Below are 24,503 nucleotides of genomic sequence, written 5' to 3'. Positions count from 1 at the left end.
ATCATAGTAGATTGCTAGGCGGCTCGAAAAGGAGGCTCTCGTCCCGGCCCGCCCTGAATGGGCATCTACGTTAGCTCAATGGCAATTGAGGCAAGTGGTAGCCGCGTTCACCGCCCGAGCCTGCGCGCGCTGACGAAGTCATCAAACACAAGAGCATCATACAATGAGTCGTTGAGCATGGCGCATATCTACGGTTTCCGGCTCCTCTGCCATTCCAAGAAGGGTATTCAAGATGTCGCGGCGCAACTCGCTGCGCACCTTCGCTTCGGTCGCATTTTCAAGCCACGTGATTTGACTCCGCAACACGAAAGATTCTGCTGCCTGTGCCCGAGCAATATTAAGTGACGCTTCGATGTATCCCTTGGCACTCGGCTCGCCCAGACGAAAGCTTACGCATGCGCGCAAGCGAAGAAGCTCCGCTTGATAAATTCTCACGCCGGTTTCCTCCACAAGCCCGAGCGCCTCGTCCAGTACAGTCGACGCTTCCGCCACACGGTCGAGATCGAGGCAGCACTCTGCCTCTAGAGCATGAGCATAAGGAATTATCTGACGGGCCCCCGTATTCTGATATTTAGCCTTAGCTGCAGCAAGCAAAGCCCTTGCACGCTCCGGATTTGCTGCGCGCTGAAGTGCGGCAAGGATCACTTCGCACCATGCGATCCAGTAGATAAAGCCATGTTTCTTTGCCAGACTGTATGCCTCATCCGCAACGTGGGCACTCCGCGCAAATTCCCGTGCGGTAAGCAGGCGCAACGCATTGACGCCGCTGGCGTAAACGATTGAGTGAGGATGTTCGAGTTTTTGCGCCTGGGCAACGCCCTCCAAGCTGTGGCGCTCCGATTGTGCTATATGTCCACTAATCCATTCGCTCCATGCGAGCTGCGCCAGCGCCAATGCTACCGGATCAGCACCATATCGGAATCGATGACTCTCATGATGGAGCGAATTGTAACGTCTCAGGACCTCCTCGTAATGGTCGGCTGATTTGCGGTGTTCTCCCATGAGCAATCGAGCAAGTCCTTGGAGGCGATGTGCCTGCAATATCTTGTCAGAATCGCTTTCTGCATCGGCGAGCTTGAGGATGCGACCACCAATCTCGATGGCGACCGGAACGTTTGACCGCACCATGGCATGCGTATGTAGCCCCCAAAGAGCGGTGAATAACTGGTCGGATGGCGCCCCTTGACGAGCCTCTAGAATCTCGGCCGCTTCTCGGAAAGATTGTTCAACCAACGGCGAAGCGTAACCGTGAGCTGCAATGTATTGCACACCAAGCATATTAAGCAGTTCGGCCTTCTGACAGGCCCGCGTCTCATCATCCGGCAAGCGGTCAAATAGTGTGCGGGCACGTTCGAGCGACAAAATAGACTCCCTTGTCGCCGATCGCTGAGCTGCTTGAACTCCCGCCTTACTCCACCAGATTAGTGCCTCGTCAAACATTGACGCTCGTTCGTAATGCTGCGCAATGAGTTCGGGGTGCGCGTCAGCAGTCCGTGGAAATTCACCAACAAGGACGGCGGCGATCTTGGCGTGGATGGCGCGGCGGCGCACTTTGAGTAGACTATTATACCCGACTTCGCGAACGAGGGCGTGCTTGAAACTGTGGCTTGCGTGAAGCCCAGCGCCTAAGTCGACAACGAGGCCAGATGCCACCAGTGTTTCGAGCATTGGTGCGAGATCGGCATGCGAAACGTCTAGTACACGCGCCAATACGTGTTTATCGAACTCGCGACCAATCACGGCAGCTATCTGAGCTATCGGCTTCAAGTCTGCTAGGCTATCAAGGCGCGCTGATAGCGAGTCGTTGAGTGACGATGGCAATGTGAGCATATCGCCTGGGGCGGTTGCGGCTGGCCGCTGGCCGGCTAGGAGAACAAGCTCCTCGGCGAACAGCGGATTGCCTTCGGCTCTCGCAACAATGGCATGCTGGACCTGCATCTCCATCGCTTTGTCGCCGACCATGCCTGCGACAAGGTCTTGCACGGTCTCATCTTTAAGGCGCATCACGGAAAGCTGGGTTACATCGGCGCGATCGATCCACGTAGTCTGGAAGCCGGTTCGCCAAGTCAGCAATACACACGAGCGAGTCGACGCAACGCTGCTCATTATTCGGTCGAGAACCTCAAGCGTGGAGGAATCAGCCCACTGTAAGTCCTCGATAATCAACGCCTGGGGCGTGCCGCGAGAGTGCCCCAGCATCCAATCCGCTATGACCGTGAAGATCTGCTCTTTGGCCTCGGTAGTAGCAGGGGCACGAAAGCCCAATTCTAAGGGCTGCAAATCCGAAGCGCGCTGCTCGAGCAACTTGCACAATATTTCACTTGCGTCAGCATTGACCGGCGACGCGGCCAGCTTAGACCGTAGTGCTGCAGCATCGTCGAGGAGCGTAATTCCAATCGCCTGCCGCATTAGATCGCGAATCGGCAGTAACGGAGAGTGAGTGCCTTCGGGGGCGCACGTACTGTAGAGGCAAGTACCGCCGCTGACCACAACAGTCTGCCGGAAATAGTCGGCCAATGTGGTCTTCCCTATCCCTGGTTCACCGCTAATGAGAACCGTGTGGCCTCGACCCGCTAAAACACCGCGCCAACACTGATCGAGAAGACTCCGCTCGATCTCTCGGTCGTAGATCCGCCTAGAACGTGTACTCCGTATTCGCTCCGAGCCCTTACGCTCGGCGATTACCTGATGAATCCAAACTGGAGCGGCCACACCCTTCAGCTCAACGGAGGCACCCGCGGCAAACTCGAATTGCCAATGCACAAGCTGACGTACCGTTTCGGTTACAAAGACAGTGTTGGGATGGGCGAGTTGCTGCACTCGGGCGGCGACGTTTGGGGCTCCGCCTACAATATCGGCGGTAGCGCTTGCGCCCGTAGTACCAATTTTGCCCACCACGACAATGCCAGAATCAATCCCCACACGGACGCTGAGCTGCGCACCGCCAATCGGCAAGGTTCGGTTGACCTCGCCGATTGCTGCGACGACTGCAAGACCGCCCGATACGGCTCGTCTGGGATCCTGCTCGTTCGCCTTCGGATACCCCCAATAGGCCAGGATGCCGTCACCAAGATAGCGAGCCACAAAACCGCCGTGCGCTTCGATTGCTGTCGTCGCCGCACGCCGAAAGGCGACGATGAGATCGCCAACATCTTCCGGATCGAGTGTTTCGGCCAAGCGAGTAGATCCGACTAGATCTACGAACACTACCGTCACCTGACGACGCTCAGCTTCGGCAAAGGCGCTGAGAGGTTGTCCCTCCACTGTCGCAGTCATTGAAGCCACTTCCATGGAAGAAGGATGGTCGCAAACGGGGCTTCGATCCCTCATGGGTTGCAACAAGCACAACAAAGCGTACATCTTGAAACTTCATCGATAAAGTGGCAGTTTTCGTTCAGGTCCTTCTGCTGCTAGGTCTTGCGGGGAATCGCAAGCCGCCACGAAGCGGCAGCATGGCGAGTTTGCCCAGCGTTTAGACGCGAACGAGCCTGACATCGCTCTCAACGAGTGACTATTGCACCGCGCTCAGATCAGAGTGGCGTTTGTGGCTCAAGAAGACCGCTCCTTCTGAGGAGTTTTCATTCACCAGAGGGCAATCTCGTCGGCGGTTGAGGTCACGCGGGGTATTGGCGAAAGACCATCTGCCTAACATCTCGGATGGCCAATCCTCGTTAGGTTTGGCCCTTAGCAGAACGGCGGTACGGGTCACTGCTATGTCTGTTCTCTGGCAGACGTCGGACGTGACCGCGCTTGTCCGCTGATCGGTTCACGCGTCGCAGCACGCAATCCGGCAACGCTCGTGCCAGCGCCTTCCATACCACGGCGCATCAACCCATTAAGAAACTGGTTACCAGTCAATGTCACCATTTGCATGTTAGGCCGCCATATGCGGCGCGCTTTCTGAGAACGGCTCAATATTTCGACACGCCCGGTTGGCGGTCTCTTTCAGGAGAGGCCCAATGTTTAAGGGCTTAACGGCAGCGCTTGTGGCGCTGATTAGCACACTGCAACTGGATCGATACCTGACCAACGGTCGGTACACCGACGCGGCCACTGACATGCTGCTGCAAATCAGGCGCGCGTTTGGATTTTGAGGTGCGCTGGACGATTTGAGGCCGGTGATGAAGGGCATCCGCTGGACTGATCTTGATGCGGAGGAGCAACGCGCCATTGCGATATTGGGAGCCGGGCTCTCGATCGAGCTGTGTGACCCCGTCGCTCTCCCAAGATTGAAGCGGCTGGGGCTGATCGCAGGGTCCCATTTGACGGCCGCTGCGCACGAGTTGCGGAGGCGCGTTGTTCTGGAAGAACTCGGTGCACGGGATTGAATCATGCAGCCCATTGGCGCGCTCGATCCTCGCTCAGTCGGGAGTGCCTTGACTGGGCTAATGAGGCTTGGGGAGCTTGCGGTTGCCTAGTCGGCCGGATGTTTAGAGATTGCCCGTGTAGTATCGGCAACGGCGCACTCGGCGTGGATCAGGTCCTTCTTAGTCACTCGCGCGCTGCGAAGATAATAACCTCGCTCCTGCACGGCTGCCCTGATCTCCTCGCTGACTTTGAGAACTCTCCCTCTGCTCTTGCGCCATTTATTGGAAGAGTAGAGCACGGGCATCGGAGAGCCGTTGCTAACGACGAGGAAGTCCCGCTTGCCATTGCGATAGACATCAAACATGTCTCATCCCCCCGCAGATAATATTAATTAGAGCAAATATGTTTCGTCAGGACTGCTCCAGCTTAGTGGCTTAGATGCTCGAGCGGGTGGTATTCTGGGATGGCGGCCTGTGAATGTCGGTAAAATGCTGGCGGCAGCTAAACGATCAGCTCAGATTTCTGTTTGTATGTTGTTCTCAAGCCACGCCAAGCCGCTTCAACGCTTGGCCTCTTTTGCATTTGGGACATTGGCAATGCCTGGCTACGGTGGCGGTCAGCCCCTTCTCCCGCAAGGGGAAAAGGGAAGAAGGGTGCCTCGCTAGGAGAGCCTACGCTTCTCGAATTCCCCCGCCAGCACCCGCCATTGAAACAGCGGCGAATCCGTTGGCGGTGAGAGTTCGGGCGTCCAGCCGGTGAGCTTCTCAATCGCATAGGTGTCCGTCAGAACGCCGCGCCAACGACGTTCGACCTGGCCAAGCTGCTCGCGCTTCGCCGGGATAGACTCCCACACCGGCGCGCGATTGTCCGGCTCTCGGCCGACGTAGATGCCCGCATGCCCGCGGATCCGATCCATGCCTGGATCGCGAAAACCCTGGAAGCGGCCGCGTTCGTTGATCTCGATGACGGGCACGCGGCCCCTGAACAGCCAGCGCATCATCGCGTAGGTGCGATAGTCCGTGGTCGCGATCCAGGTGGCGCCGGTCTCGTCGAGCGCGGCCTGCGCGCGCGCCGCGACCTGCTCGTAGCCGGCCTCGGCGCCGATCGGATCAATCTTGCCGAGAAAATTCCAGGGCGCGGCGACGTAGTACAGGAATACTATGACGACAAAGGCGATCCCCGAGACGACCGCCGTGTTGAACCAGAACAGGCTCGACCGGATCAGCCGCGCCGACCGGTTTTCACGCGACAGCATGACGAGGTTGACCGCGGCGGCTGCGAAACCGACCGGCCACATGAACATCGGCCAGGTGTCGCCGACCCTGAGCGTCGTCGACTTGAAGAGGAAATAGAGGAACGGCACGAGCACCGCGGTCGACAGCAGGATCGCGACCGGCTCGCGCGTGCGGTAGCCGCGCCACGCCGTCATCACGAGGCCCGACAGCACCACCGGCAGCATGACGAAGCCGACCAGGCCGAATTGCAGGCCGATGTAGTCGCCGATCGTGCGCAGCGAGATGCCGTAATTGGCGGTGGCCCGCACGCCCTGGAAACGGAACGAGGCCCAGTCGTGCTGTGCGTTCCAGATCAGCACCGGGGAGAACACGGCAATCGCGATCAGCACCGCGAGATAAGGGTAAGGACTGCGCAACCAGCGCCAGCGCCAATCCGGCACCAGCAGAAACGCGGCAACCGCAGGCGCGAACATGATCGCGGTGAATTTCGACAGCATCGACAGCCCGGCGAACAGCCCGGCCGCAAGCCACCAGCGTCCGTCGCCGCTCTGTGCGAGCCGCACCAGCGACCACATCATCGCCACCGCGAACGGGATCATGGCGACGTCGGGCGCGACCTTGGCCATCAGCAGGCCGTAATAGAGCGCAGCCTCCGGCATCAGTATCGCGAACATGATGGCGCGCGCATCATGCGTGAGGCGGCGGACGATGTCGGCGAGCAGCAGCTGCGTGACGAGCATCGCGACGATGCCACTGAGGCGGACGCCTAGCACAGTGTCGCCGAAGATCGCGGTGCCCAGGCGGATCAACCAGGCGATCATGGGGGGATGATCGAGGAAGCTGAGCGCAGCCTCCTTCGACCAGGTCCAGTAATAGGCCTCGTCGGTGCGCAGTTCGATGGCGGAAGCATAGACGATCCGCAGCACGGTCATCGCGGCGATGATCAGCACGGCCACGAGGAGGGGCCGGCGCACGGCGCCGTTGGAGGGGATGGTGATATCAGGGGCTGTCGTCACGGCCGCGCTTTTCGCCAACCTGCGGGGGGGAGTCAATGCAGGCAGCCGCGCATACCGGTGTCGTCCTGGGGCGCGACGAAGTCGCGAGCCCGGGACCCATAGCCACTGGGAGGAATCGTGGCGCGAGCTGGTACCACGAGTCTTCGCCAAACGCCTCCCTGTGGCTACGTGTCCCGGATCGGCGCGCCGCTTCGCGGCGCTTGTCCGGGACGACAGCGGTGGGTGTGGCGCGCGCCTTTGCCCACCCTACGGTTCTGTAACCTTCCCGCGCATGTGATCCGGCCAACCGTCCGCCGGCGGAATTAAACGCTAGGCTGGCTGTTCTCCTTCATGAACTGATACAACCGAATCATGGCCACCGCTCCCGTACACATGCCCGAACTCGTCCGCGCGACCAGCGTGCGGCAGGTGCGGCTGGTCTGCGGAATTATCCTGTTCGCTTACGTGGTCAGCCATTTCCTCAACCATGCGCTCGGCAACATCTCGGTCGATGCCATGGAGGTCGGGGTCTACTACCACACGCTATTCTGGCAGTTCCTGCCGGTTGCGATCGTGTTCTATACGGCCGCGCTCACCCATATGGGGCTCGGCGTCTACGCCTTGTATCAGCGCCGGCAGTTCCGCTGGCGCACGATCGAGCCGCTCCAGCTTGCGCTGGGCTTAAGCATTCCCGCCCTCGTCATGGCACATGTGATCGGCGTGCGGCTCGGCCAGACGCTGTACGGACACCAAAAACTCTATCCGCAGGAACTCTACCTGTTCTTCGTCGCGTCGAACCGCATCTGGACGATGACGATCCTTCTCGTCATCGCCTGGGTGCACGGCTGCATCGGCATCTATTTCTGGCTCCGCCTGAAACCGTTCTTTGTGCGCGCGGCCCCCTATCTGCTCGCGGCCGCCGTGCTGATCCCGACGCTGTCGCTGCTCGGTGTCTACCAGGGCGGGCGCAGCATCGTCGTCGAGGCCGACGACGGGGAATGGCGCACGCATAATCTCACCCGCCGCCAGCTCGGCACGACGGCCGAAGCCGAGACGCTCGACCGCATCACCGGCGGCCTCACCATCGGCTATGTCGGCCTGCTCGGGCTGGCGCTGGTGGCGCGCGGTGTACGCGCCTTACGCGAACGGCGCCGCGGCATGATCGCGCTGTCCTACGGCAACGGCAAGACGGTGCGCGTGCCGAAGGGCCTCTCCGTGCTGGAAGCAAGCCTGCGCCACAATGTGCCGCATGCCAGCGTCTGCGGCGGCCGCGCCCGCTGCTCGACCTGCCGCATCCGCATCATCGGCGACCATGCCGCCCTGCCCGAGCCGTCGCAGCGCGAGGCCTTCGTGCTTGCGCGCGTCGGCGCCGCCGATCCCTCGATCCGGCTTGCCTGCCAGCTGCGGCCGGACTCCGACCTCTCCTTCTTCCAGCTCTTCATGCCGCATACGTTGTCGGCGAATGCGCACGCCTCGACGCCGGCACGGATCGGTCAGGAGCGCTATCTCGTCAGCCTGTTCGTGGACATGCGCGGCTCGACGCAGCTTGCCGAGAAACGGCTGCCGTTCGACACGGTCTTCATCGTCAACCGTTTCCTCGGCGCCGTCTCGCAGGCCGTCATCGAGAACGGCGGCCAGCCGAACCAGTTCGTCGGCGACGGCATGCTGGCGCTGTTCGGGCTCACCGCCGATCCGCAAACGGCCTGCCAGCAGGCGCTGAAGGCCGCCGCAGGCATTGCCACACATATCGACGAGCTCAACGAGCTCCTGAGCCACGATCTGCGCCAGCCGATCCGCTTCGGCATCGGCCTTCACGGCGGCGAGGTCATCATCGGCGACATCGGCTATCGCGATCACATCGTCTTCACCGCGCTCGGCGATGCCGTCAACGTCGCCGCCCGGCTCCAGGACATGACCAAGACACTGGCCTGCGAAGCCATCGTCTCGGAGGAGGTCCGCCGCACCGCCGGCCTTGCCGACGATTCGCTGCCACAGCAGGAGGTCGCGATCCGCGGCCGCGACGAGCCCATGGCCGTGCGCGTCGTCGCGGACGCCAGGGAGCTGTCGGCGCTCGTTGATCGAAGCGAGCGCGTCGCGGCTTGACCTTTCTTCACCTCTCTCCGCGGGCGGGGCGAGGGAACGCACCGCCGACGCGGTGAGAGCCTGGCTCGCAATCGTCGCCGCGTAACACCGGCTCGCTGCAGCGCAGCGGCATGGGCCTGCTGCGAAAGCACGAATTGACTTCGTCCCGATCGTTGCGACAGATGAGCGCAGGATCGCGGTGATGACCGCTGGTCCAACGAAAAGCTCCGGGAGGAGACCACATGTTCGATCGACGCGACCTGCTCAAGGGAGCGGGGCTTGCCGCTCTTGCGGCCACACTGAATTCCACCAGGGCGCTGGCGCTCGACACCGTCACCCTGCCCTTCGCCAATGGCGAACGGCCGCTGGTAAAGTATCCGCAGAAGCGGCCGATGATCGGACTGACCAGCCGGCCGCCGCAGCTCGAGACGCCGTTCGCGGTGTTCAACGACGGCCCGATCACGCCGAATAACGCGTTCTTCGTGCGCTACCACCTCTCGGACCTGCCCTACAATCTCGATCCCGACAAGTTCACGCTCGAGGTCAAGGGCAAGGTCGACAAGCCGCTCAAGCTGTCGCTCAAGGACATCAGGAAAATGAAGGCGACCGAGATCGTCGCCGTCAACCAGTGCTCCGGCAACAGCCGCGGCTTCTCCGAGCCGCGTGTCGCCGGTGGCCAGCTCGCCAATGGGGCGATGGGCAATGCGCGCTGGCGCGGCGTGCCGCTGAAGGCCGTGCTGGAGATGGCGGGCGTGCAGAGCGGCGCCAAGCAGGTCACCTTCAACGGCATGGACGGCCCCGTCAGCGACAAGACGCCGGATTTCGTCAAGGCGCTCGATCTCGATCATGCCACCGACGGCGAGGTGATGCTGGCCTATGGCATGAACGGCGAGGATTTGCCGTTCCTCAACGGCTTCCCGCTGCGCCTGATCGTGCCCGGCTATTACGGCACCTACTGGGTCAAGCACCTCAACGAGATCACCGTCATCGACAATGTCTATGACGGCTTCTGGATGAAGTCGGCCTATCGCATTCCGGACACGCCGAACAATGCGGTCGAGCCGGGCACCGCGCCGAAGGCGACGATCCCGATCAACCGCTTCACCATCCGTTCCTTCATCACCAGCGTTCCCGACGGCGCCAAGCTGAAGGCCGGCGGCACGACGCTGCGCGGCATCGCCTTCGACGGCGGCAAGGGCATCAAGGACGTCCAGGTTTCCACCGACGGCGGCAAGACCTGGGCCAGCGCCAAGCTCGGCAAGGATCTCGGCAAATACTCATTCCGTGAATGGAAGCTGCCGGTGAAGCTCGCGGCGGGCGCCCACGAGCTCAAGGTGCGCGCCACCGGCAATGGCGGCGAGACCCAGCCGGATGCGCCACGCTGGAACCCGGCGGGTTATCTACGCAACGTCGTCGAAACCGTCCGCGTGACCGTGGCCTGAGGGAGAATGATCATGCAGCGCACCGTTCTCCTCGCCGTCTCACTCGCCGTCGCCGCAATGGTCGGTTCGGCGCTTGCAGCGCCGCTCAACTACAAGACGCCCGACGAGGTCGCCGCCTTCAAGCCAGGCCCCAATCTCGAGGTCGTGCAGGGCAATTGCAGCGCATGCCACTCGGCCGATTACGTCAACACGCAGCCGCCGATGAAGGACAAGAAGGGCTTTTGGCAGGCCGAAGTGACCAAGATGATCAAGGTCTATGGCGCCCCGATCGACGATACCGATGTCGGCAAGATCGTCGATTATCTGGCCGCGACTTATTGACGGATGGCGCGCGGCGTGCCGATCAATTGACCGCGAAACGGGCAAAACCGGCAAAAACGCCACGAAGTTGAGCGGAATCCTGCGAAATGCCGATATGGTTTGAGCTACCAAGCCGGCCACATTCCGCGTATCCTGTTAGGACCGAACCGGCCGGTTGGCGGGGACTGGCGGTTCGAGATCTCGGAGGAAGACCCGCGGAGAAGACGTGATGGCTAAAGGTACGGTCAAGTGGTTCAACCCGACGAAGGGTTATGGATTTATCCAGCCTGCGTCGGGCGGCAAGGATGTGTTCGTGCATATCTCGGCAGTGCAGAAAGCCGGTCTGTCGTCCCTGAACGAAGGACAGACGGTGGAATACGAAGAGATCGCAAACCGGGGCAAGACCTCCGCAGAGAACCTCAAAGTATAAGCCCGGCAGCCATTGCTGCCTCCCGGATTGATCCGGGAGCCGGGCCAAAAAAATTTTAGAAGACGGCCGGTGCATTCGACGACAGGCGTTGCGATTGCACGAGGATAGCTGTTTTGCCTTTGAAGGCCGCTTGTTCAACGCCACAGCAATGGCAATCGCGACGGCATTTCTTTATTCCACCGGCAACGGTGCGTCGCGCTTGATCTCTTCCATCACCGCATAGGTTCGCGTCTCGCGCACGCCCGGCATCGACAGCAGGGTCTCGCCGAGGAAGCGTCGATAAGCGGTCATGTCCGCAAGCCGCGCCTTCACAAGATAGTCGAAGCCGCCTGCAACCATGTGACACTCCAGCACCTCGGGCGCGAGTTTCACCGCGCGTGCAAAGCGCTCGAAATTGTCCGGCGTGGTCTTGTCGAGCAGCACCTCGACGAACACCAGGAGCCCGAGGCCGAGCCGGTGCGGATTGAGCCGCGCCCCATACCCCTCGACGAAGCCCTCACGCTGCAACCGCTTCAGCCGCTCGCCGATCGAGGTCGGCGAGAGCCCGATGCGTTCGGCGAGCTCGACATTGGCTATGCGCCCATCCTGCTGCAGAACCGCGAGGATTTTCCGGTCGATTCGATCGAGTTCCATATTTCTTGCGGGTTATATGTAAATGATCTTCATTTTCTAAGGCAAAATGGCTAACTTGTCTATCGAACTACGGTAATGCGGGCCTTATCCTGGGCTTCAACGACAGGACACGCCATGCCGAACATCCCGCCTTCCTTTTCCGCCCCCTACGCGCCCGATGACGCCGAGATTGCCACGCGGCTCTTACCGGCTTCGCATCTCAGTCCGCCGCAGGAGGCGCGGATCGACCGCACCGCGACGCGGCTGATCGAGGCGATCCGCAAGCGCGACGACCGGCTTGGCGGTGTCGAGGACATGCTGCGTGAGTTCGCGCTCTCGACCAAGGAGGGGCTCGCCCTGATGGTACTGGCCGAGGCGCTGCTCCGCGTGCCCGATGCGCGCACCGCGGACCAGTTCATCGAGGACAAGCTCGGCGAGGGCGACTTCATCCACCACGAGACCAAGTCGACGGCCTTTCTGGTCAACGCGTCGGCCTGGGCGCTCGGCCTCTCGGCACGGGTGATCCAGCCCGGCGAGACGCCCGACGGCACCATCGGCCGGCTGGTGAAGCGGCTGGGCGCGCCGGCGGTGCGCACCGCCACGCGCCAGGCGATGCGGCTGATGGGCAATCATTTCGTGTTAGGGGAGACCATTGAGCAGGCGCTGGAGCGGGGTAAGCCCCGCTCCAGCCAAAAGACGCGCTACTCCTTCGACATGCTCGGCGAAGGCGCGCGCACGGCGGCGGACGCCAGGCGCTATTTCGACGCCTATGCCAGTGCGATCGAGACCATCGGCAAGGCTGCGGGCAGCCATCCCCTGCCCGACCGTCCCGGCATCTCCGTCAAGCTCTCGGCGCTGCATCCGCGTTTCGAGGCGATCAGCCGCAACCGTGTGATGCGCGAGCTGGTGCCGCAACTGCTCGACCTGGCGCAGCGCGCCAAGGCCCATGATCTGAACTTCACCGTCGATGCCGAGGAAGCCGACCGGCTGGAGCTGTCGCTCGACGTGATCGCGGCAACGCTCGCCGATCCTTCGCTCAGCGGCTGGGACGGCTTTGGGCTGGCGATCCAGGCCTATCAGAAGCGCGCCAGCGCCGTGATCGACTATGTCGACGCGCTCGCCCGCGCGCATGACCGCAAGCTGATGGTGCGGCTGGTCAAGGGCGCCTATTGGGACACCGAGATCAAGCGCGCGCAGGAGCGCGGGCTGGACGGCTATCCCGTGTTCACGCGCAAGGCGATGACGGATCTGAACTACGTCGCCTGCGCGTCAAAACTGCTCGGCTTGCGGCCGCGCATCTTTCCGCAATTCGCCACCCACAACGCGCTGACGGTCGCAACCGTGCTGGAGCTTGCGCAAGATGGCGGCGGATTCGAATTCCAGCGCCTGCACGGCATGGGCGAAGCGCTTTACGAGCAGCTCGCCAAGGATCACCCCGACATCGCTTATCGTACCTATGCCCCGGTCGGCAGCCACCGCGACCTGCTCGCCTATCTGGTGCGGCGGCTGCTGGAGAACGGCGCCAACTCGTCGTTCGTGGCGCAGGCGGCCGACTATCGTGTGCCGGTTGTGGCGCTGTTGCAGCGTCCGGCAGATGCCATTGTCCGGCCGCAAGCGGCGGCCCATCCCAAAATCCCGTTGCCGGGCGATCTCTTCGCGCCGGAGCGGCGCAATTCGCGCGGCGTCGAATTCGGCGCGCGCGCGGCGCTCGACCGGCTGCTGGCAGACGTGAAGGCCGAGGCAGCCGACCTCAGGCCGATCGCGGATGCGACGGCGGATCAAGCCAATGCGGCGGTGACTGCAGCGCGCGCCGGTTTTGCCGCATGGAGCCGAACGCCGGCGGCCACGCGCGCGGCCGCACTGGAGCAGGCCGCGCATCTGTTGGAAAGCCGAGGCGCCCATTTCATCGCGCTGCTGCAAGCCGAGGGCGGCAAGACGCTGGATGATGCGCTGTCGGAGCTGCGCGAGGCCGCAGACTTCTGCCGCTACTATGCCGCACAGGGCCGAAAGCTGTTCGGCGTTGATGCCGCCATGCCGGGCCCGACCGGCGAGAGCAACGCGCTCGCCATGCGCGGTCGCGGCGTCTTCGTCGCGATCTCGCCCTGGAATTTCCCGCTGGCGATCTTCCTCGGCCAGGTCACGGCGGCACTGATGGCAGGCAACAGCGTGGTGGCAAAACCCGCCGAGCAGACGCCGCGCATCGCGCGTGAGGCCGTCACCCTGCTGCACGAGGCCGGCATTCCCAAGAGCGCGCTGCATCTCGTCACCGGCGATGGCCGCATCGGCGCCGTGCTGACCGCGCATGCCGACGTCGCGGGCGTCGTCTTCACCGGCTCGACCGAGGTCGCGCGCCTGATCAACCGGACGCTCGCCGCCAAGGACGGGCCGATCGTGCCGCTGATCGCGGAGACCGGCGGCATTAACGCCATGATCGCGGATGCGACCGCGCTGCCTGAGCAGGTCGCCGACGACGTCGTGACCTCTGCCTTCCGTTCGGCCGGCCAGCGCTGCTCGGCGCTGCGGCTGCTGTTCGTGCAGGAGGACGTCGCCGATCGCATGATCGAGATGATCGCAGGCGCCGCAGGTGAACTTGGAATCGGCGACCCCGCAGATGTCGCAACCCATGTCGGGCCGGTGATCGACGTTGAAGCCAAGCAGCGCCTCGATGCACATATCGCGCGGATGAAGTCGGAGGCGCGGCTGCACTTTGCCGGCACCGTGCCCGACGGCTGCTTCGTCGCCCCGCACATTTTCGAGCTCAAGGACGCCGGCCAGCTCACCGAGGAGGTATTCGGCCCGATCCTGCATGTCGTGCGCTATCGCGCGGAAAACCTCGATCGCGTCCTGCAAGCGATCGAGCGCAGCGGCTACGGGCTCACGCTCGGCGTTCATTCCCGCATCGACGACACCATCGAGGCGATCATCGACCGCGTGCAGGTCGGCAACATCTACGTCAACCGCAACATGATCGGCGCCGTGGTCGGCGTGCAGCCGTTCGGCGGCAACGGTCTGTCCGGAACCGGCCCGAAAGCGGGCGGCCCGCATTACCTCGCGCGCTTTGCGACCGAGCAGACGGTGACGATCAACACCGCCGCTGCCGGTGGTAATGCAGCCCTGCTTGCGGGGGAGGAGTGAGCTCCGCTTCCGGATTCGCGTCCTCACGACAATGCGCGATATCAGTTCCATCATCCTGAGGTGCGAGTGGCGCGATGCCAAGCATCGCGCCGGGAGCCTCGAAGGATGAACGGCCGCCCGGATGCAGCCAGGCCGTCGCCCTTCGAGGGCCGCTTTGCGGCCACCTCAGGGTGACGGATCACAGCAATGAGCCCTGCGCCTGGCGCCGTTGCATCCCGGCGAAACATCGGTCTAATGCTGCCATGACTTGGCCGGCGCCAATTCCAGCGCGCGGGAAACAACAAGAGCGAGGGAGCAACGCCGCGATGGAAAAGGGCATTTTTGCAGGGCTCAAGGTTCTGGATTGCGCGAGCTTCATCGCAGCGCCCGCGGCCGCGACCGTGCTGTCGGATTTCGGCGCCGACGTCATCAAGATCGAGCCGCCCGGCGCCGGCGACCCCTACCGCAATCTGCCCAACATTCCGGGCTATCCGACCAGCGAGCACAATTTCGCCTGGCTGCTGGAGGCCCGCAACAAGAAGAGCATCGCGCTCGACCTCTCCAAGCCGGAGGCGCAGGCCGTGCTCTACAAGCTGGTCGAAGAGGCCGATGTCTTCATCACCAACATGCCGCCGCCGGTGCGCGCCAAGCTCGGCATCACCTATGACCATCTCGCCCATCTCAACGACCGGCTGATCTACGCCTCGTTCACCGGCTATGGCGAAAAGGGCGAAGAGGCCAACAAGCCCGGCTTCGACAGCAACGCCTATTGGGCGCGCTCAGGCCTGATGGACCTCGTCCGCGCCGACACCCACACGACGCCGGCCCGCTCGGTCGCCGGCATGGGCGACCATCCCTGCGCCATGGCGTTCTATGGCGCGATCGTCACCGCGCTGTATCAGCGCGAGAAGACTGGCAAGGGCTCGCATGTCGCCTCCAACCTGATGGCGAATGGGGTGTGGGCGGCAAGCGTGCTGGCGCAGGCCAAGCTCTGCGGCGCCAAGTTCGCTGAGAGACGCCCGCGCGAGCGCGCGCTCAATGCCGTCGCCAACCACTACCAGTGCAAGGACGGCCGCTGGCTGATCCTGTCGCTGCTGAGCGAGGAGAAGCAGTTTCCGACGCTGGCCAAGTGCCTGGGACGCGAAGACCTCATCACCGATCCGCGCTTTGCCACCAAACCCGACCGCCACGCCCGCTCGGTCGAGCTGATCAAGATCTTCGACGAGACCTTCGCGACCAAGGATCTCGCCGAATGGCGCAAGATCCTCGACGGCAACGGCCTCGTGTTCGGCATCGTCGGCATTTTGGACGACATCCCGAACGACAAGCAGATGCTCGACAACGAGGTGCTGGTGCCGTTCGAGAACGACACCATGCTCACCATCTCGAGCCCGATCTGGATCGACGGCGCCAAGAAGGTGCAGCCGCGCAAGCCGCCGGCCGTCGGCGAGCACAGTGACGAGATTTTGCGCGGGGCGGGATACGACGAGAAGGCGATCAAGCAGCTGCGAGGTTCGGGCGCTGTTGGCTAGGGTTGGCACGTCCTCGCAACCTCGTCATTGCGAGCGCAGCGAAGCAATCCAGAATCCCACCGCGGATGCATTGCTGGATTGTTTCGCTGCGCTCGCAATGACGGCGTGGAAGCATCCCGGTATAATCACCGGCAAAGCTCCCGCGCCGTGAGGTCCCATGCCCAGCTACCGCTTGCACTACTTCCCGGAGTCCGGCAACAGCTACAAGCTGGCGCTGATGCTCACGCTCTGCGGCGAGAGGTTCGAGCCGGTGTGGACCGATTTCGGCGGCGGCGTCACGCGCACGGCGGAGTGGCGCAAGGCCGTGAACGAGATGGGCGAGATTCCCGTGCTCGAGGTCGACGGCGTGAAGATGACGCAGACGGCGCCCCTCCTGCTCAAGCTTGCCGAGCAGTACGGCCGTTTCGGCGCCGAAACGGAGGACGAAAAATTCGAGCTGCTGCGCTGGCTGTTCTGGGACAACCACAAGCTCACCGGCTACATGGCAACCTATCGCTTCATGCGGGCGTTCACCGAGAAGAACGACCCGCAGGTGCTGAAGCATTTTCGCCGGCGGCTCGAGGACTTTCTCGGCATTCTCGACGGGCATCTCCGGCACAACGCCTTCGCGATCAGCACGAGGCCAACGGTCGCCGATATCTCGATGATGGCCTATCTGCACTATCCGAGCGACGAGCACGGCTTTGATTTCGCCACGAGCCATCCCGCGATCCACGCCTGGCTCGGGCGCATGGCCGCACTGCCCGGCTGGAAGCCGGCCTACGAGCTCTTGCCCGGCAAGCGGATGACGAATTACGCGACGTGAGGGCGCACGCACCGAATTCTCAGCGCCGTCATGGCCGGGCTTGTCCCGGCCATCCACGATCTTGAGCGCGGAGACGAGAACGTGGATGCCCGGGACAAGCCCTGGCATGACGAAAGAGAGTGCGACTACCTCAGCGCCAGCCAGCCTAGAGTGAACAAAATCCCGCCGACGATGACGACCACCGCGACCGCCCAGGTGCTGACGCGGATGCTGCCGGTGACCTGCTTGGCTTCCTCATTGCGCGCGATCTCGCGATTGCGCTCTTTGTTGGCTTCGCTCGAGTCCGTCATGGGTGATCCAAATCGGTCGGTTTCTTGCGCATGATCTTATCGAAAAACCGCTACACACTTTTCCGGATCATGCGCTAGCGCGTCTTGATGAAGCACATGCCGATGCGGCTCGATGCCGCGGCAGCCTGACAGGTGAGACCTTTAGCACAGCTCCATGACGTAAAACTCCTGTCCGGCGCTCCCGATCCCGCATTTTGCAGGGAACAATGGGCACCCCAGCCATCCTGATATTCGGTACCGGCCAGCTCCCCGCTGCCGCGGGTCTGCGGTCGGCTGGCAAATCCGCGTGAGAAATCAGGGCGTTTGCCCGCGGCGAATGCGGTCAGGATGTCGCGGCGTCGGAGCTGGTCACCGAAGAAATGCGGCGAAGCCGGCACGATGGTGGAATTAGACGGCTTGTCCGCGAGCCAGTCGACGCCGGGGAAATGGAAGCCGCCGATGCCGCGGGTCTGGTGGCAGCCGGCGCAGGTGACGTCGTTGAGGCGGCGCTGGAAGCCCGCGACCGAACGGATGTTCTGCATGTCCCCGCGCGCGGCCGCCTGCTTCAACGCGCCGACAACGTCGTTGTCGGTGAAGACGGGATTGTCCTTGCCCTCCCCTTTTCCTTCCCCTTGCATCATGCCGAACTCCGGCTGCAATGCGGAGGCATCGAGGCCGGCAGGCGTCAACACCACCGCGGCCTTCGCCAGAAACTTCTCGGGGATCAGCACCGTGCCACGATCGAACTCACGAAGATTGTCCGGCGCAAGCAGCCAGGCCTTGAAGTCACGTCGAAGCGCGTCATCCGCGAGAATCCGATCACGGTCGATCTGGTTCTCCAGCGTCGATTCCTCGAACTGTTTCGTGGCGGCGTTGTACTTGAACACCTTGAGCAGATAGTCGGAGCGGAAATCGTGCAACGCCGATTTCGGCGCGATGGAGATCTGGATGTTGGTTTCGATGCGATCGAGCATGGCATCGTAAGGATAGGAGCTGCTGCCGATCAGCCCCTGCCAGTCGCCATTGTCGAGCCAGCGCCGCGCGACCTCGGCGCAGGTGACCGGCTTGCCGTTCGCATCGGTCTGGCGCGCATCCCTCGCCTTCATCACCAGATTGAGCGTCATCGGCAGCCGCGTTGCGTTCTTGCCGCCGTCCGGCCTGGTCTCGAAATGCGCCAGTCGATAGATCAGCCGGATCTCGCCGCAGGAGTCTTCCGCGACATAGGCGCGGTCCATGCGGTTGACGATGCCCGCCAGGACAAAGCGCGTGTCGCGGGATTTCAGATTGGCCCGGTCGAACAACTGCACGTCAAAGCCTTCGCCGACGCCGATGGTCTCGATCGGATATGCCGCCTTCTGCCCGATGATGTAGCGGTCGAATTCCGCGTCGATCGCGGGGGGAATTCCCTTGAGCTGCGACAGCTGCGAAAACAGCAGATCGGTCGTCAGCGGAAAGTCCGCGTTCCGTTCCGGCCACAGCAGGCGCGAGATCGTGAGCGCGTCGTGCTGGTCGAGCTTGCGCAGGAGATCGGGATCGGTGATCGCCGTGCCGCGCGTCAGCGGCGCGTTGTCCGCGGCGAAAAGCGACACGGTGCCGCCCAGCAAGACGACGGCAGCAACGAGAATTCGCAATGCGCGGCTCATGCCTGAGGTAACACCGCGCAAGCCGGCCTATTCAAGTAAAAAGGCGCTTCACACGGTGGTGAAGCGCCTCTTTGAAGATCGGATATCGAACGCTCAGCGCGCGACGATAAGGCCCTTGCTGGTGACGACGACCCAGCGGCCGTCCTGGCGGCGGATCGCGTCGACGCGGCCAATTCCGGGGATGGGGTCGCCGGCGTAGACCTCGTAGAGGCCTCCGCGGCCCTCGATCAGCGCGCCTCCATTGGCGACGTCGCGCAGCACCCAGCCGTCGATCGTCGGCAACCGGCCGACCTCGGTCTTCGGCGCGGCAGGGACCGGAACCGGTGCGGCGGCGGCGGTCGCAACCTGGGTCGGCGCGATCGAGCCGGTGGTCTCCTTCGCGGCTGCCGCTGCGGCCTGCGCGGGGGCCGCGGGCGGCGTGGCGCGGAGCTTGTCGACGGCCTCCGACAACTTTGCGATTTTTGCCATCGGTTCGGCCTGGGCCTTCTCGAGCTTGTCGAGGCGGTCGTTGGTTCGGTTGAACTGACCGAGGCCGGTCTTGGAGGTGTGCTCGACGTTGGCCTTCAGCGCGACGACGTCGGCATCGATCCGGGCGACAGAGGCGTCCAGCGCGCTGGTGTCGGCGACCTGCGCCGGCGCGGGGGCCGGGGCTGCGAAGTGCATCATGCCGGCGGTCGCGAGCGCGCCGCTGATGGCGCCGACGCAGGCCGCGATCGCCACCACCGCGGCCATCGCCGACAGGCGGCGCTTGCCGCCGGTCTCGCGCGGCTCGTCCGCCTTCACATGCGGGGCAAACTCCTCGCGCTCCCAGGAGCGCTCCGAGGGCGCCATGACGATAAGCTTGCCGGGCTTCGGCTCGGGCTTGGTCTCGGCCTTCGGCTCAACCCTGGCTTCGAACTTCGGAACTTCGATCCGCGGCGGCTCGATCTTGGGAGCCTCGGCCTTCACCGGATCCGGCTTGGGCAACGTCTCATGGTCGGGAGCAATCGAGGGGGCCTCGATCCCGGCAGCCTCGACAGCCGGCGCGGTCGCGGCGGCTTCGACGACGCTGTTGTCCTGGGCAGCCTGCTCAGCCATTGGTTCGCTCACAGTTCAAATACTCCACGCTGGATTGACCTTTTGGTAACTTTCATTGCTTGCGAAATCCTTACCTCGGGACCCGCTTACCGAAATTTTAGGAAGTCATCCGGGGCCGAATTTGGCCGGGAACGTGGAACCGGTGTGGCGGGCGTGAAACAAATTGTAAGCGGGGGAAGATGAACGGCCGCGCAACGGCCGGGCCGTCGCCCTTCGAGGGCCGCTGAAGAAGCGGCCACCTCAGGGTGACGGTCAGAGAGTTGAGCGCGCTGCATCCACCTCGTCATTGCGAGCGCAGCGAAGCAATCCAGAGCCTTTCCGCAGAGGCGGTCTGGATTGCTTCGCGGTCACATCACCACCGGCGCATCCGGCAGCTCGTTCGCACGCGGGCCTTGGGGCGGGAAATGCCGCGCCAGCTCCTGCGATACCGCCTCAATGCCGCCGATCACGCCTCGCTCGAACTGGCCGGAGGCGAACTCGGCCTCCATCGCGCGGCAGATGCTTTCCCAGCCCTCCCCACCGACCTTCGCGTCAATGCCGCGATCGGCAACGATTTCGACGTCGCGGTCGGCGAGCAGGAGATAGATCAGGACACCGTTGTTGTGCGCGGTGTCCCAGATGCGCAGATGCGAGAACACGTCGAGCGCGCGCGCGCGGGCCGGCTGGTTGCGGAACAGCGGCCTGCCGTCGAGGGCGCCTTCGACGACGAAGCGGACCTGACCGGAATGCGTGGTCTCGCCTTGCTTGATCGCCTGCTCGATGCGGGCGAGCACTCTTGGCGGAAAGATCTGCTTCGCCCGCCAATGATGCTGTACGAGATGTTTGGCAATGCGCTTGATGCTCATGACCGCTACCAGCTCCCCGAGGCGCCGCCGCCGCCAAAACTGCCACCGCCGCCGCTGAAGCTGCCGCTGTCGCTCGACGAGCCACTGCTCCACCCGCCTCCCGAGGAGCCGCTCGACCACGAACCGCCGCGCGACGAGCCCGAGCTTGGCCCTATAGCCGAGAACAGATCGGCCATGAACCCGATGATGAAGCCGAGGACTCCCACAGCCATGGCGAGCGCGACAGAGCCGAGAATGAGCCAGGTCAGCGCCGCGATGATGCCTCCGGTCGCCAATGATCCGAGCAGCCGCCCCAGTATGGCCCGGAAGAACCCGCCGACCCCGATCGAGGCGAACAGCGTCACAATGAAGATCGGTGCGAGATCGTCCAGATTGCCGAAGTTGACGCTGGGTGAAGGAACCGGCAGCGGCTCGCCGTCGATGACGCGGATCATGCGATCGACGCCATCCGAGATGCCGCCGGCGAAATCGCCCGTCCTGAATTTCGGTGTGATGATCTCGTCGATGATCCGCCGCGACGTGACGTCGGTCAGCGCGCCTTCGAGGCCATAGCCGACCTCGATGCGCAAATGCCTGTCGTTCTTGGCGACGACGAGAATCGCGCCGTCGTCCACCTTCTTGCGGCCGATCTTCCAGGCGTCCGCGACGCGAATGGAAAACTGCTCGATCGTCTCCGGGGCCGTCGTCGGTACGATCAGGACGGCGACCTGGCTGCCCTTGCGCGTCTCGAAGTCACGCAGTTTTTGCGACAGCGCGGCGATGTCGCTGCTCGACAGCGTGCCGGTCTGATCGACCACGCGGCCGGTGAGCTGCGGCACGGTGACATCGGCCAAGGCGGGGAAGGCAAAGGTAAGTGCAAGCGCGAGAAAGAGGGCAACGCACAGTGAAACAGCAGAACAAGCGCGCCACAACCTCGCTGTCATCGCCCGGCTTGACCGGGCGATCCAGTATTCCAGAGACGCCAGAGGACTACGCAGGAGCCGCGGCGTACTGGATTCCCCGCCTTCGCGGGGAATGACAGCGGAGTGTGTGGCGCGCATTGGGGGCGAACGCGCTTACTTCGACGGCGCAGGCGCCGGGTTGAAATCGACCTTCGGCGCGGTCGAGATTTCCTTCTCGTTGTCGACCGAGAAGTTCGGCTTATCCTTGTAGCCGAACATCATCGCGGTGAGGTTGCTCGGGAAGGAGCGAATGGTGACGTTATAATCCTGCACCGCCTTGATGTAGCGATTGCGCGCCACCGTGATGCGGTTCTCGGTGCCTTCGAGCTGCGACATCAAGTCCTTGAACAGCGCGTCCGACTTGAGCTGCGGGTAGTTCTCGGTGACGACGAGGAGACGCGAGAGCGCGCTGGAGAGCTCGCCCTGGGCGGCCTGGAATTTCTGGAACGCGGCCGGGTCGTTCAACACCTCGGGCGTGGCCTGGATGCTGCCGACCTTGGCGCGGGCATTGGTGACGCCGAGCAGCACGTCCTTTTCCTGCTGGGCAAAGCCCTTTACCGAATTGACGAGATTGGGCACGAGATCGGCGCGGCGCTGATACTGGTTCACGACCTCGGACCAGTTGGCCTTGATCTGCTCGTCCTCGCTCTGGATCGCGTTGTAGCCGCAATTGGTCAGGCTGAGCGACGCCAGCGCCGCCAGCACGGTGAGGATCTTGCGCATCAAATTTCTCCCGGTGAAATCTGGCGCAAACTACCAGATTGCGGGCGAAAAGCAGCCGATTTACGCAAGCCTCTTGCCTATCCCTGGCCGACATAGTCAACTTGAGCAAAACAAGAACGGAAACGCCAGGGGGAACGCGATGACCTCGTTCGAGACCATCCTCGTGGAGAGGCCGGATCCGGCGATTACACGGGTCGTGATGAACCGGCCCGAGGCGCGCAACGCGCAAAACCTGCAAATGACCTACGATATCAACGCCGCCTTCGATGCGGCGGTGCAGGACGATACGGTCAAAGTCATCATCCTCGCCGGCAACGGTCCGCACTTCTCCTCCGGCCACGATCTGCGCCCGGGCGGCAAAAATGCCGCAGGCGTCGATTTTCCGCCGGTAGGAAATTGGGGCGGCTTTGCCGAACCGAACGCGCACGGACGTTTCGCGCGCGAACAGGAAATCTATCTCCAGATCACGCGGCGCTGGCGCAACCTCGCCAAGCCGACCATTGCCGAGGTGCATGGCAAATGCATCGCCGGCGGCCTGATGCTGGCCTGGGCCTGCGACCTCATCGTCGCCAGCGACGATGCGCAATTCTGCGATCCCGTGGTCACCATGGGCGTCTGCGGCGTCGAATGGTTCGTGCATCCCTGGGAGTTGGATGCGCGCAAGGCCAAGGAATTTCTGTTCACCGCCGACAGCTGGAGCGCGCAGGAGGCGCATCAGCTCGGCATGGTCAACCGGGTCGTGCCGCGCGCGGAACTCTCGGCATCCGTGATGGAGCTGGCGCTCAGGATCGCAGCAAAGCCGTCCTTCGCGCTGAAGCTGACCAAGGAGGCGGTGAACCGCTCCGTCGACGTGATGGGCCAGCCCGCCGCGATCGACCAGGCCTTCGCGCTGCATCAGCTCTGTCACGCCCATAATCTTCAGGAGTTCGGCATGGTGGTCGATCCATCCGGACTTCATCCCTCCGTGCGCAAGCCGGCGGCGGCCGCGGAGTAGATACATGGACCTCAATCTCAGCGACGAGCAACGGCTGCTGCGCGAGAGCGCGGAACGCTTCGTGGCCGAAAGCTACGATGCCGATCACCGCCGCAAGATGGCGAAGGACCCGTCCGGCTTCAGCCCTGATGTGTGGAAGCAGTTCGCCGAGCTCGGCTGGCTGGCGCTGCCGATCGCGGAAGAGTTTGACGGGCTCGGTGGCGGCACGGTCGAGATCGGCATTCTGATGGAAGCTTTCGGCCGCGGGCTGGTGTCCGAGCCGTATGTCGCGACGGTCGTGCTGGGAGCGGCCCTGATCGAGAGATGCGGCAGCACGGCGCAGAAACAGGCTAGGCTGCCGAAGGTCGCGGACGGATCACTCAAACTCGCCTTCGCCCATTCCGAGCGCGCGGCGCGGTTCGATCTCACCAAGGTCGCGACCGTCGCCCACAAGACCGCCCAAGGCTGGCGCCTTGCCGGCAGCAAGATCGCCGTGCTCGACGGCCACGCGGCCGACGAGATCATCATCTCCGCGCATATCCATGATCATCAGGGACCATCGGGACGGATCGGCTTGTTCCTGGTGCCGGCGAAGACGCCGAGCGTTTCGATCAGCGACTATGAGCGCCTCGGCGGCGGACGGGCCTGCAACATAGAGCTATCGGGCGTGGAGCTGCCGGAGGATGCGCTGCTCGGTGACGGCAGCGATGCGCTTTCCGCGATCGAATGGGCCGTCGATCGCACCATGGCCGCGCTTGGCGCCGAAGCCGTCGGCATCATGCAGGTACTGCTCGACACCACGCTCGAATACACTAAGATCCGAAAGCAGTTTGGCCGGCCGCTCTCCGCCAACCAGGTGATCCGCCACCGCCTCGCGGACATGGCGATGCAGGTCGACGAGTCACGCTCGATGGCACTGCGCGCCGCGCTGAAGGCGGATAGCCCGCCGGTCGAGCGCGCGCGGGCCGCGTCGGGTGCGAAAGCGAAGATCGGCAAATGCGCGCGCTTCGTCGGCGAGCAGTCGATCCAGCTCCATGGCGGCATGGGCGTCACGGAAGAACTCGAGGTCGGTGCCTATTTCAAGCGGCTGGTCGCCTTCGACACGCTGTTCGGCGGCAGCGCGCATCACTATGGCCGCCACGCCTGGCTCGGCCGCACCACCCAGCCTGCCTGACGC

19 protein-coding genes are annotated in these 24,503 nt (G+C 63.2%); 9 read left to right on the top strand and 10 right to left on the bottom strand.

Going from position 1 to position 24,503, the window contains the following annotated elements:
* Nucleotides 1-156 precede the first annotated feature (156 nt).
* The 3 genes from JQ627_RS12040 to JQ627_RS12030 all read right to left on the bottom strand — a co-directional run bounded on the left by JQ627_RS12040 (nucleotide 157) and on the right by JQ627_RS12030 (nucleotide 6,475).
* The gene (locus JQ627_RS12040; protein ID WP_212484422.1) at nucleotides 157-3,276 is read right to left on the bottom strand and encodes an adenylate/guanylate cyclase domain-containing protein; all 3,120 of its coding nucleotides are present in this window, start codon (nucleotides 3,274-3,276) and stop codon (nucleotides 157-159) included.
* 1,138 nt (nucleotides 3,277-4,414) lie between these two features.
* The gene (locus JQ627_RS12035; RefSeq protein ID WP_212484421.1) at nucleotides 4,415-4,672 is read right to left on the bottom strand and encodes a hypothetical protein; all 258 of its coding nucleotides are present in this window, start codon (nucleotides 4,670-4,672) and stop codon (nucleotides 4,415-4,417) included.
* Nucleotides 4,673-4,969: 297 nt separating this feature from the next.
* Complete coding sequence (locus JQ627_RS12030) at nucleotides 4,970-6,475, bottom strand: glycosyltransferase family 39 protein (RefSeq protein ID WP_249143056.1); 1,506 nt, start codon at nucleotides 6,473-6,475, stop codon at nucleotides 4,970-4,972.
* 435 nt (nucleotides 6,476-6,910) lie between these two features.
* Here JQ627_RS12030 and JQ627_RS12025 point away from each other — a divergent pair, with 435 nt between their 5' ends.
* The 4 genes from JQ627_RS12025 (at nucleotide 6,911) to JQ627_RS12010 (ending at nucleotide 10,792) form a co-directional block, all read left to right on the top strand.
* Nucleotides 6,911-8,641 (top strand): adenylate/guanylate cyclase domain-containing protein, encoded by a 1,731-nt coding sequence (locus tag JQ627_RS12025; protein WP_212484420.1) that lies wholly within the window; start codon nucleotides 6,911-6,913, stop codon nucleotides 8,639-8,641.
* Between the two features lie 221 nt (nucleotides 8,642-8,862).
* Nucleotides 8,863-10,062 (top strand): molybdopterin-dependent oxidoreductase, encoded by a 1,200-nt coding sequence (locus JQ627_RS12020; protein WP_212484419.1) that lies wholly within the window; start codon nucleotides 8,863-8,865, stop codon nucleotides 10,060-10,062.
* A gap of 12 nt (nucleotides 10,063-10,074) precedes the next feature.
* Complete coding sequence (locus JQ627_RS12015) at nucleotides 10,075-10,383, top strand: cytochrome c (protein WP_212484418.1); 309 nt, start codon at nucleotides 10,075-10,077, stop codon at nucleotides 10,381-10,383.
* Nucleotides 10,384-10,591: 208 nt separating this feature from the next.
* On the top strand, nucleotides 10,592-10,792 hold the full coding sequence (locus JQ627_RS12010) for a cold-shock protein (protein ID WP_008134691.1): 201 nt from the start codon (nucleotides 10,592-10,594) through the stop codon (nucleotides 10,790-10,792).
* A 171-nt stretch (nucleotides 10,793-10,963) separates the two neighbouring features.
* Here JQ627_RS12010 and JQ627_RS12005 read toward each other — a convergent pair whose 3' ends face one another.
* Nucleotides 10,964-11,425: an Lrp/AsnC ligand binding domain-containing protein gene (locus JQ627_RS12005; protein ID WP_212484417.1), complete on the bottom strand. Its 462-nt coding sequence runs from the start codon at nucleotides 11,423-11,425 to the stop codon at nucleotides 10,964-10,966.
* A gap of 114 nt (nucleotides 11,426-11,539) precedes the next feature.
* Here JQ627_RS12005 and putA point away from each other — a divergent pair, with 114 nt between their 5' ends.
* The 3 genes from putA to JQ627_RS11990 all read left to right on the top strand — a co-directional run bounded on the left by putA (nucleotide 11,540) and on the right by JQ627_RS11990 (nucleotide 16,855).
* Nucleotides 11,540-14,539 (top strand): bifunctional proline dehydrogenase/L-glutamate gamma-semialdehyde dehydrogenase PutA, encoded by a 3,000-nt coding sequence (putA, locus tag JQ627_RS12000; protein ID WP_212484416.1) that lies wholly within the window; start codon nucleotides 11,540-11,542, stop codon nucleotides 14,537-14,539.
* Nucleotides 14,540-14,844: 305 nt separating this feature from the next.
* The gene (locus tag JQ627_RS11995) at nucleotides 14,845-16,050 is read left to right on the top strand and encodes a CaiB/BaiF CoA-transferase family protein (RefSeq protein WP_212484415.1); all 1,206 of its coding nucleotides are present in this window, start codon (nucleotides 14,845-14,847) and stop codon (nucleotides 16,048-16,050) included.
* A gap of 157 nt (nucleotides 16,051-16,207) precedes the next feature.
* Nucleotides 16,208-16,855, top strand: coding sequence for a glutathione S-transferase family protein (locus JQ627_RS11990; protein WP_212484414.1), 648 nt, complete (start codon nucleotides 16,208-16,210; stop codon nucleotides 16,853-16,855).
* 125 nt (nucleotides 16,856-16,980) lie between these two features.
* On the opposite strand, the gene JQ627_RS11985 is transcribed toward JQ627_RS11990, so the two are convergent.
* The 6 genes from JQ627_RS11985 to JQ627_RS11960 form a co-directional block, all read right to left on the bottom strand.
* Complete coding sequence (locus tag JQ627_RS11985; RefSeq protein WP_212484413.1) at nucleotides 16,981-17,145, bottom strand: hypothetical protein; 165 nt, start codon at nucleotides 17,143-17,145, stop codon at nucleotides 16,981-16,983.
* Between the two features lie 74 nt (nucleotides 17,146-17,219).
* Nucleotides 17,220-18,767, bottom strand: coding sequence for a hypothetical protein (locus JQ627_RS11980; RefSeq protein WP_212484412.1), 1,548 nt, complete (start codon nucleotides 18,765-18,767; stop codon nucleotides 17,220-17,222).
* A gap of 93 nt (nucleotides 18,768-18,860) precedes the next feature.
* Complete coding sequence (locus JQ627_RS11975; RefSeq protein ID WP_212484411.1) at nucleotides 18,861-19,844, bottom strand: hypothetical protein; 984 nt, start codon at nucleotides 19,842-19,844, stop codon at nucleotides 18,861-18,863.
* A gap of 347 nt (nucleotides 19,845-20,191) precedes the next feature.
* On the bottom strand, nucleotides 20,192-20,689 hold the full coding sequence (locus JQ627_RS11970) for a TPM domain-containing protein (protein ID WP_212484410.1): 498 nt from the start codon (nucleotides 20,687-20,689) through the stop codon (nucleotides 20,192-20,194).
* 5 nt (nucleotides 20,690-20,694) lie between these two features.
* Nucleotides 20,695-21,612, bottom strand: coding sequence for a YgcG family protein (locus tag JQ627_RS11965; RefSeq protein WP_212484409.1), 918 nt, complete (start codon nucleotides 21,610-21,612; stop codon nucleotides 20,695-20,697).
* A gap of 132 nt (nucleotides 21,613-21,744) precedes the next feature.
* The gene (locus JQ627_RS11960; protein ID WP_212484408.1) at nucleotides 21,745-22,353 is read right to left on the bottom strand and encodes a LemA family protein; all 609 of its coding nucleotides are present in this window, start codon (nucleotides 22,351-22,353) and stop codon (nucleotides 21,745-21,747) included.
* A 139-nt stretch (nucleotides 22,354-22,492) separates the two neighbouring features.
* Here JQ627_RS11960 and JQ627_RS11955 point away from each other — a divergent pair, with 139 nt between their 5' ends.
* Nucleotides 22,493-23,347 (top strand): enoyl-CoA hydratase, encoded by an 855-nt coding sequence (locus tag JQ627_RS11955; RefSeq protein WP_212484407.1) that lies wholly within the window; start codon nucleotides 22,493-22,495, stop codon nucleotides 23,345-23,347.
* 4 nt (nucleotides 23,348-23,351) lie between these two features.
* On the top strand, nucleotides 23,352-24,500 hold the full coding sequence (locus JQ627_RS11950; RefSeq protein ID WP_212484406.1) for an acyl-CoA dehydrogenase family protein: 1,149 nt from the start codon (nucleotides 23,352-23,354) through the stop codon (nucleotides 24,498-24,500).
* Nucleotides 24,501-24,503: the final 3 nt, after the last annotated feature.

Source organism: Bradyrhizobium liaoningense, assembly GCF_018130785.1.
In the GTDB taxonomy this organism is placed as follows: Bacteria; Pseudomonadota; Alphaproteobacteria; order Rhizobiales; family Xanthobacteraceae; genus Bradyrhizobium; species Bradyrhizobium liaoningense_A.
This window is presented reverse-complemented; position numbering and strand designations above follow the sequence as displayed.

Excerpts from the sequence above, each read along its gene's own strand:
- JQ627_RS12035 (WP_212484421.1), bottom strand. The coding sequence starts at position 4,672 with ATGTTTGATGTCTATCGCAATGGCAAGCGGGACTTCCTCGTCGTTAGC.
- JQ627_RS11995 (WP_212484415.1), top strand. The coding sequence starts at position 14,845 with ATGGAAAAGGGCATTTTTGCAGGGCTCAAGGTTCTGGATTGCGCGAGC.
- JQ627_RS11985 (WP_212484413.1), bottom strand. The coding sequence starts at position 17,145 with ATGACGGACTCGAGCGAAGCCAACAAAGAGCGCAATCGCGAGATCGCG.
- JQ627_RS11955 (WP_212484407.1), top strand. The coding sequence starts at position 22,493 with ATGACCTCGTTCGAGACCATCCTCGTGGAGAGGCCGGATCCGGCGATT.
- JQ627_RS12015 (WP_212484418.1), top strand. The coding sequence starts at position 10,075 with ATGCAGCGCACCGTTCTCCTCGCCGTCTCACTCGCCGTCGCCGCAATG.
- JQ627_RS11950 (WP_212484406.1), top strand. The coding sequence starts at position 23,352 with ATGGACCTCAATCTCAGCGACGAGCAACGGCTGCTGCGCGAGAGCGCG.
- JQ627_RS11980 (WP_212484412.1), bottom strand. The coding sequence starts at position 18,767 with ATGAGCCGCGCATTGCGAATTCTCGTTGCTGCCGTCGTCTTGCTGGGC.
- JQ627_RS12040 (WP_212484422.1), bottom strand. The coding sequence starts at position 3,276 with ATGACTGCGACAGTGGAGGGACAACCTCTCAGCGCCTTTGCCGAAGCT.
- JQ627_RS12010 (WP_008134691.1), top strand. The coding sequence starts at position 10,592 with ATGGCTAAAGGTACGGTCAAGTGGTTCAACCCGACGAAGGGTTATGGA.
- JQ627_RS11975 (WP_212484411.1), bottom strand. The coding sequence starts at position 19,844 with ATGGCTGAGCAGGCTGCCCAGGACAACAGCGTCGTCGAAGCCGCCGCG.
- putA (WP_212484416.1), top strand. The coding sequence starts at position 11,540 with ATGCCGAACATCCCGCCTTCCTTTTCCGCCCCCTACGCGCCCGATGAC.
- JQ627_RS12005 (WP_212484417.1), bottom strand. The coding sequence starts at position 11,425 with ATGGAACTCGATCGAATCGACCGGAAAATCCTCGCGGTTCTGCAGCAG.
- JQ627_RS12020 (WP_212484419.1), top strand. The coding sequence starts at position 8,863 with ATGTTCGATCGACGCGACCTGCTCAAGGGAGCGGGGCTTGCCGCTCTT.
- JQ627_RS12030 (WP_249143056.1), bottom strand. The coding sequence starts at position 6,475 with ATGACCGTGCTGCGGATCGTCTATGCTTCCGCCATCGAACTGCGCACC.
- JQ627_RS12025 (WP_212484420.1), top strand. The coding sequence starts at position 6,911 with ATGGCCACCGCTCCCGTACACATGCCCGAACTCGTCCGCGCGACCAGC.
- JQ627_RS11970 (WP_212484410.1), bottom strand. The coding sequence starts at position 20,689 with ATGAGCATCAAGCGCATTGCCAAACATCTCGTACAGCATCATTGGCGG.
- JQ627_RS11960 (WP_212484408.1), bottom strand. The coding sequence starts at position 22,353 with ATGCGCAAGATCCTCACCGTGCTGGCGGCGCTGGCGTCGCTCAGCCTG.
- JQ627_RS11990 (WP_212484414.1), top strand. The coding sequence starts at position 16,208 with ATGCCCAGCTACCGCTTGCACTACTTCCCGGAGTCCGGCAACAGCTAC.
- JQ627_RS11965 (WP_212484409.1), bottom strand. The coding sequence starts at position 21,612 with ATGACAGCGAGGTTGTGGCGCGCTTGTTCTGCTGTTTCACTGTGCGTT.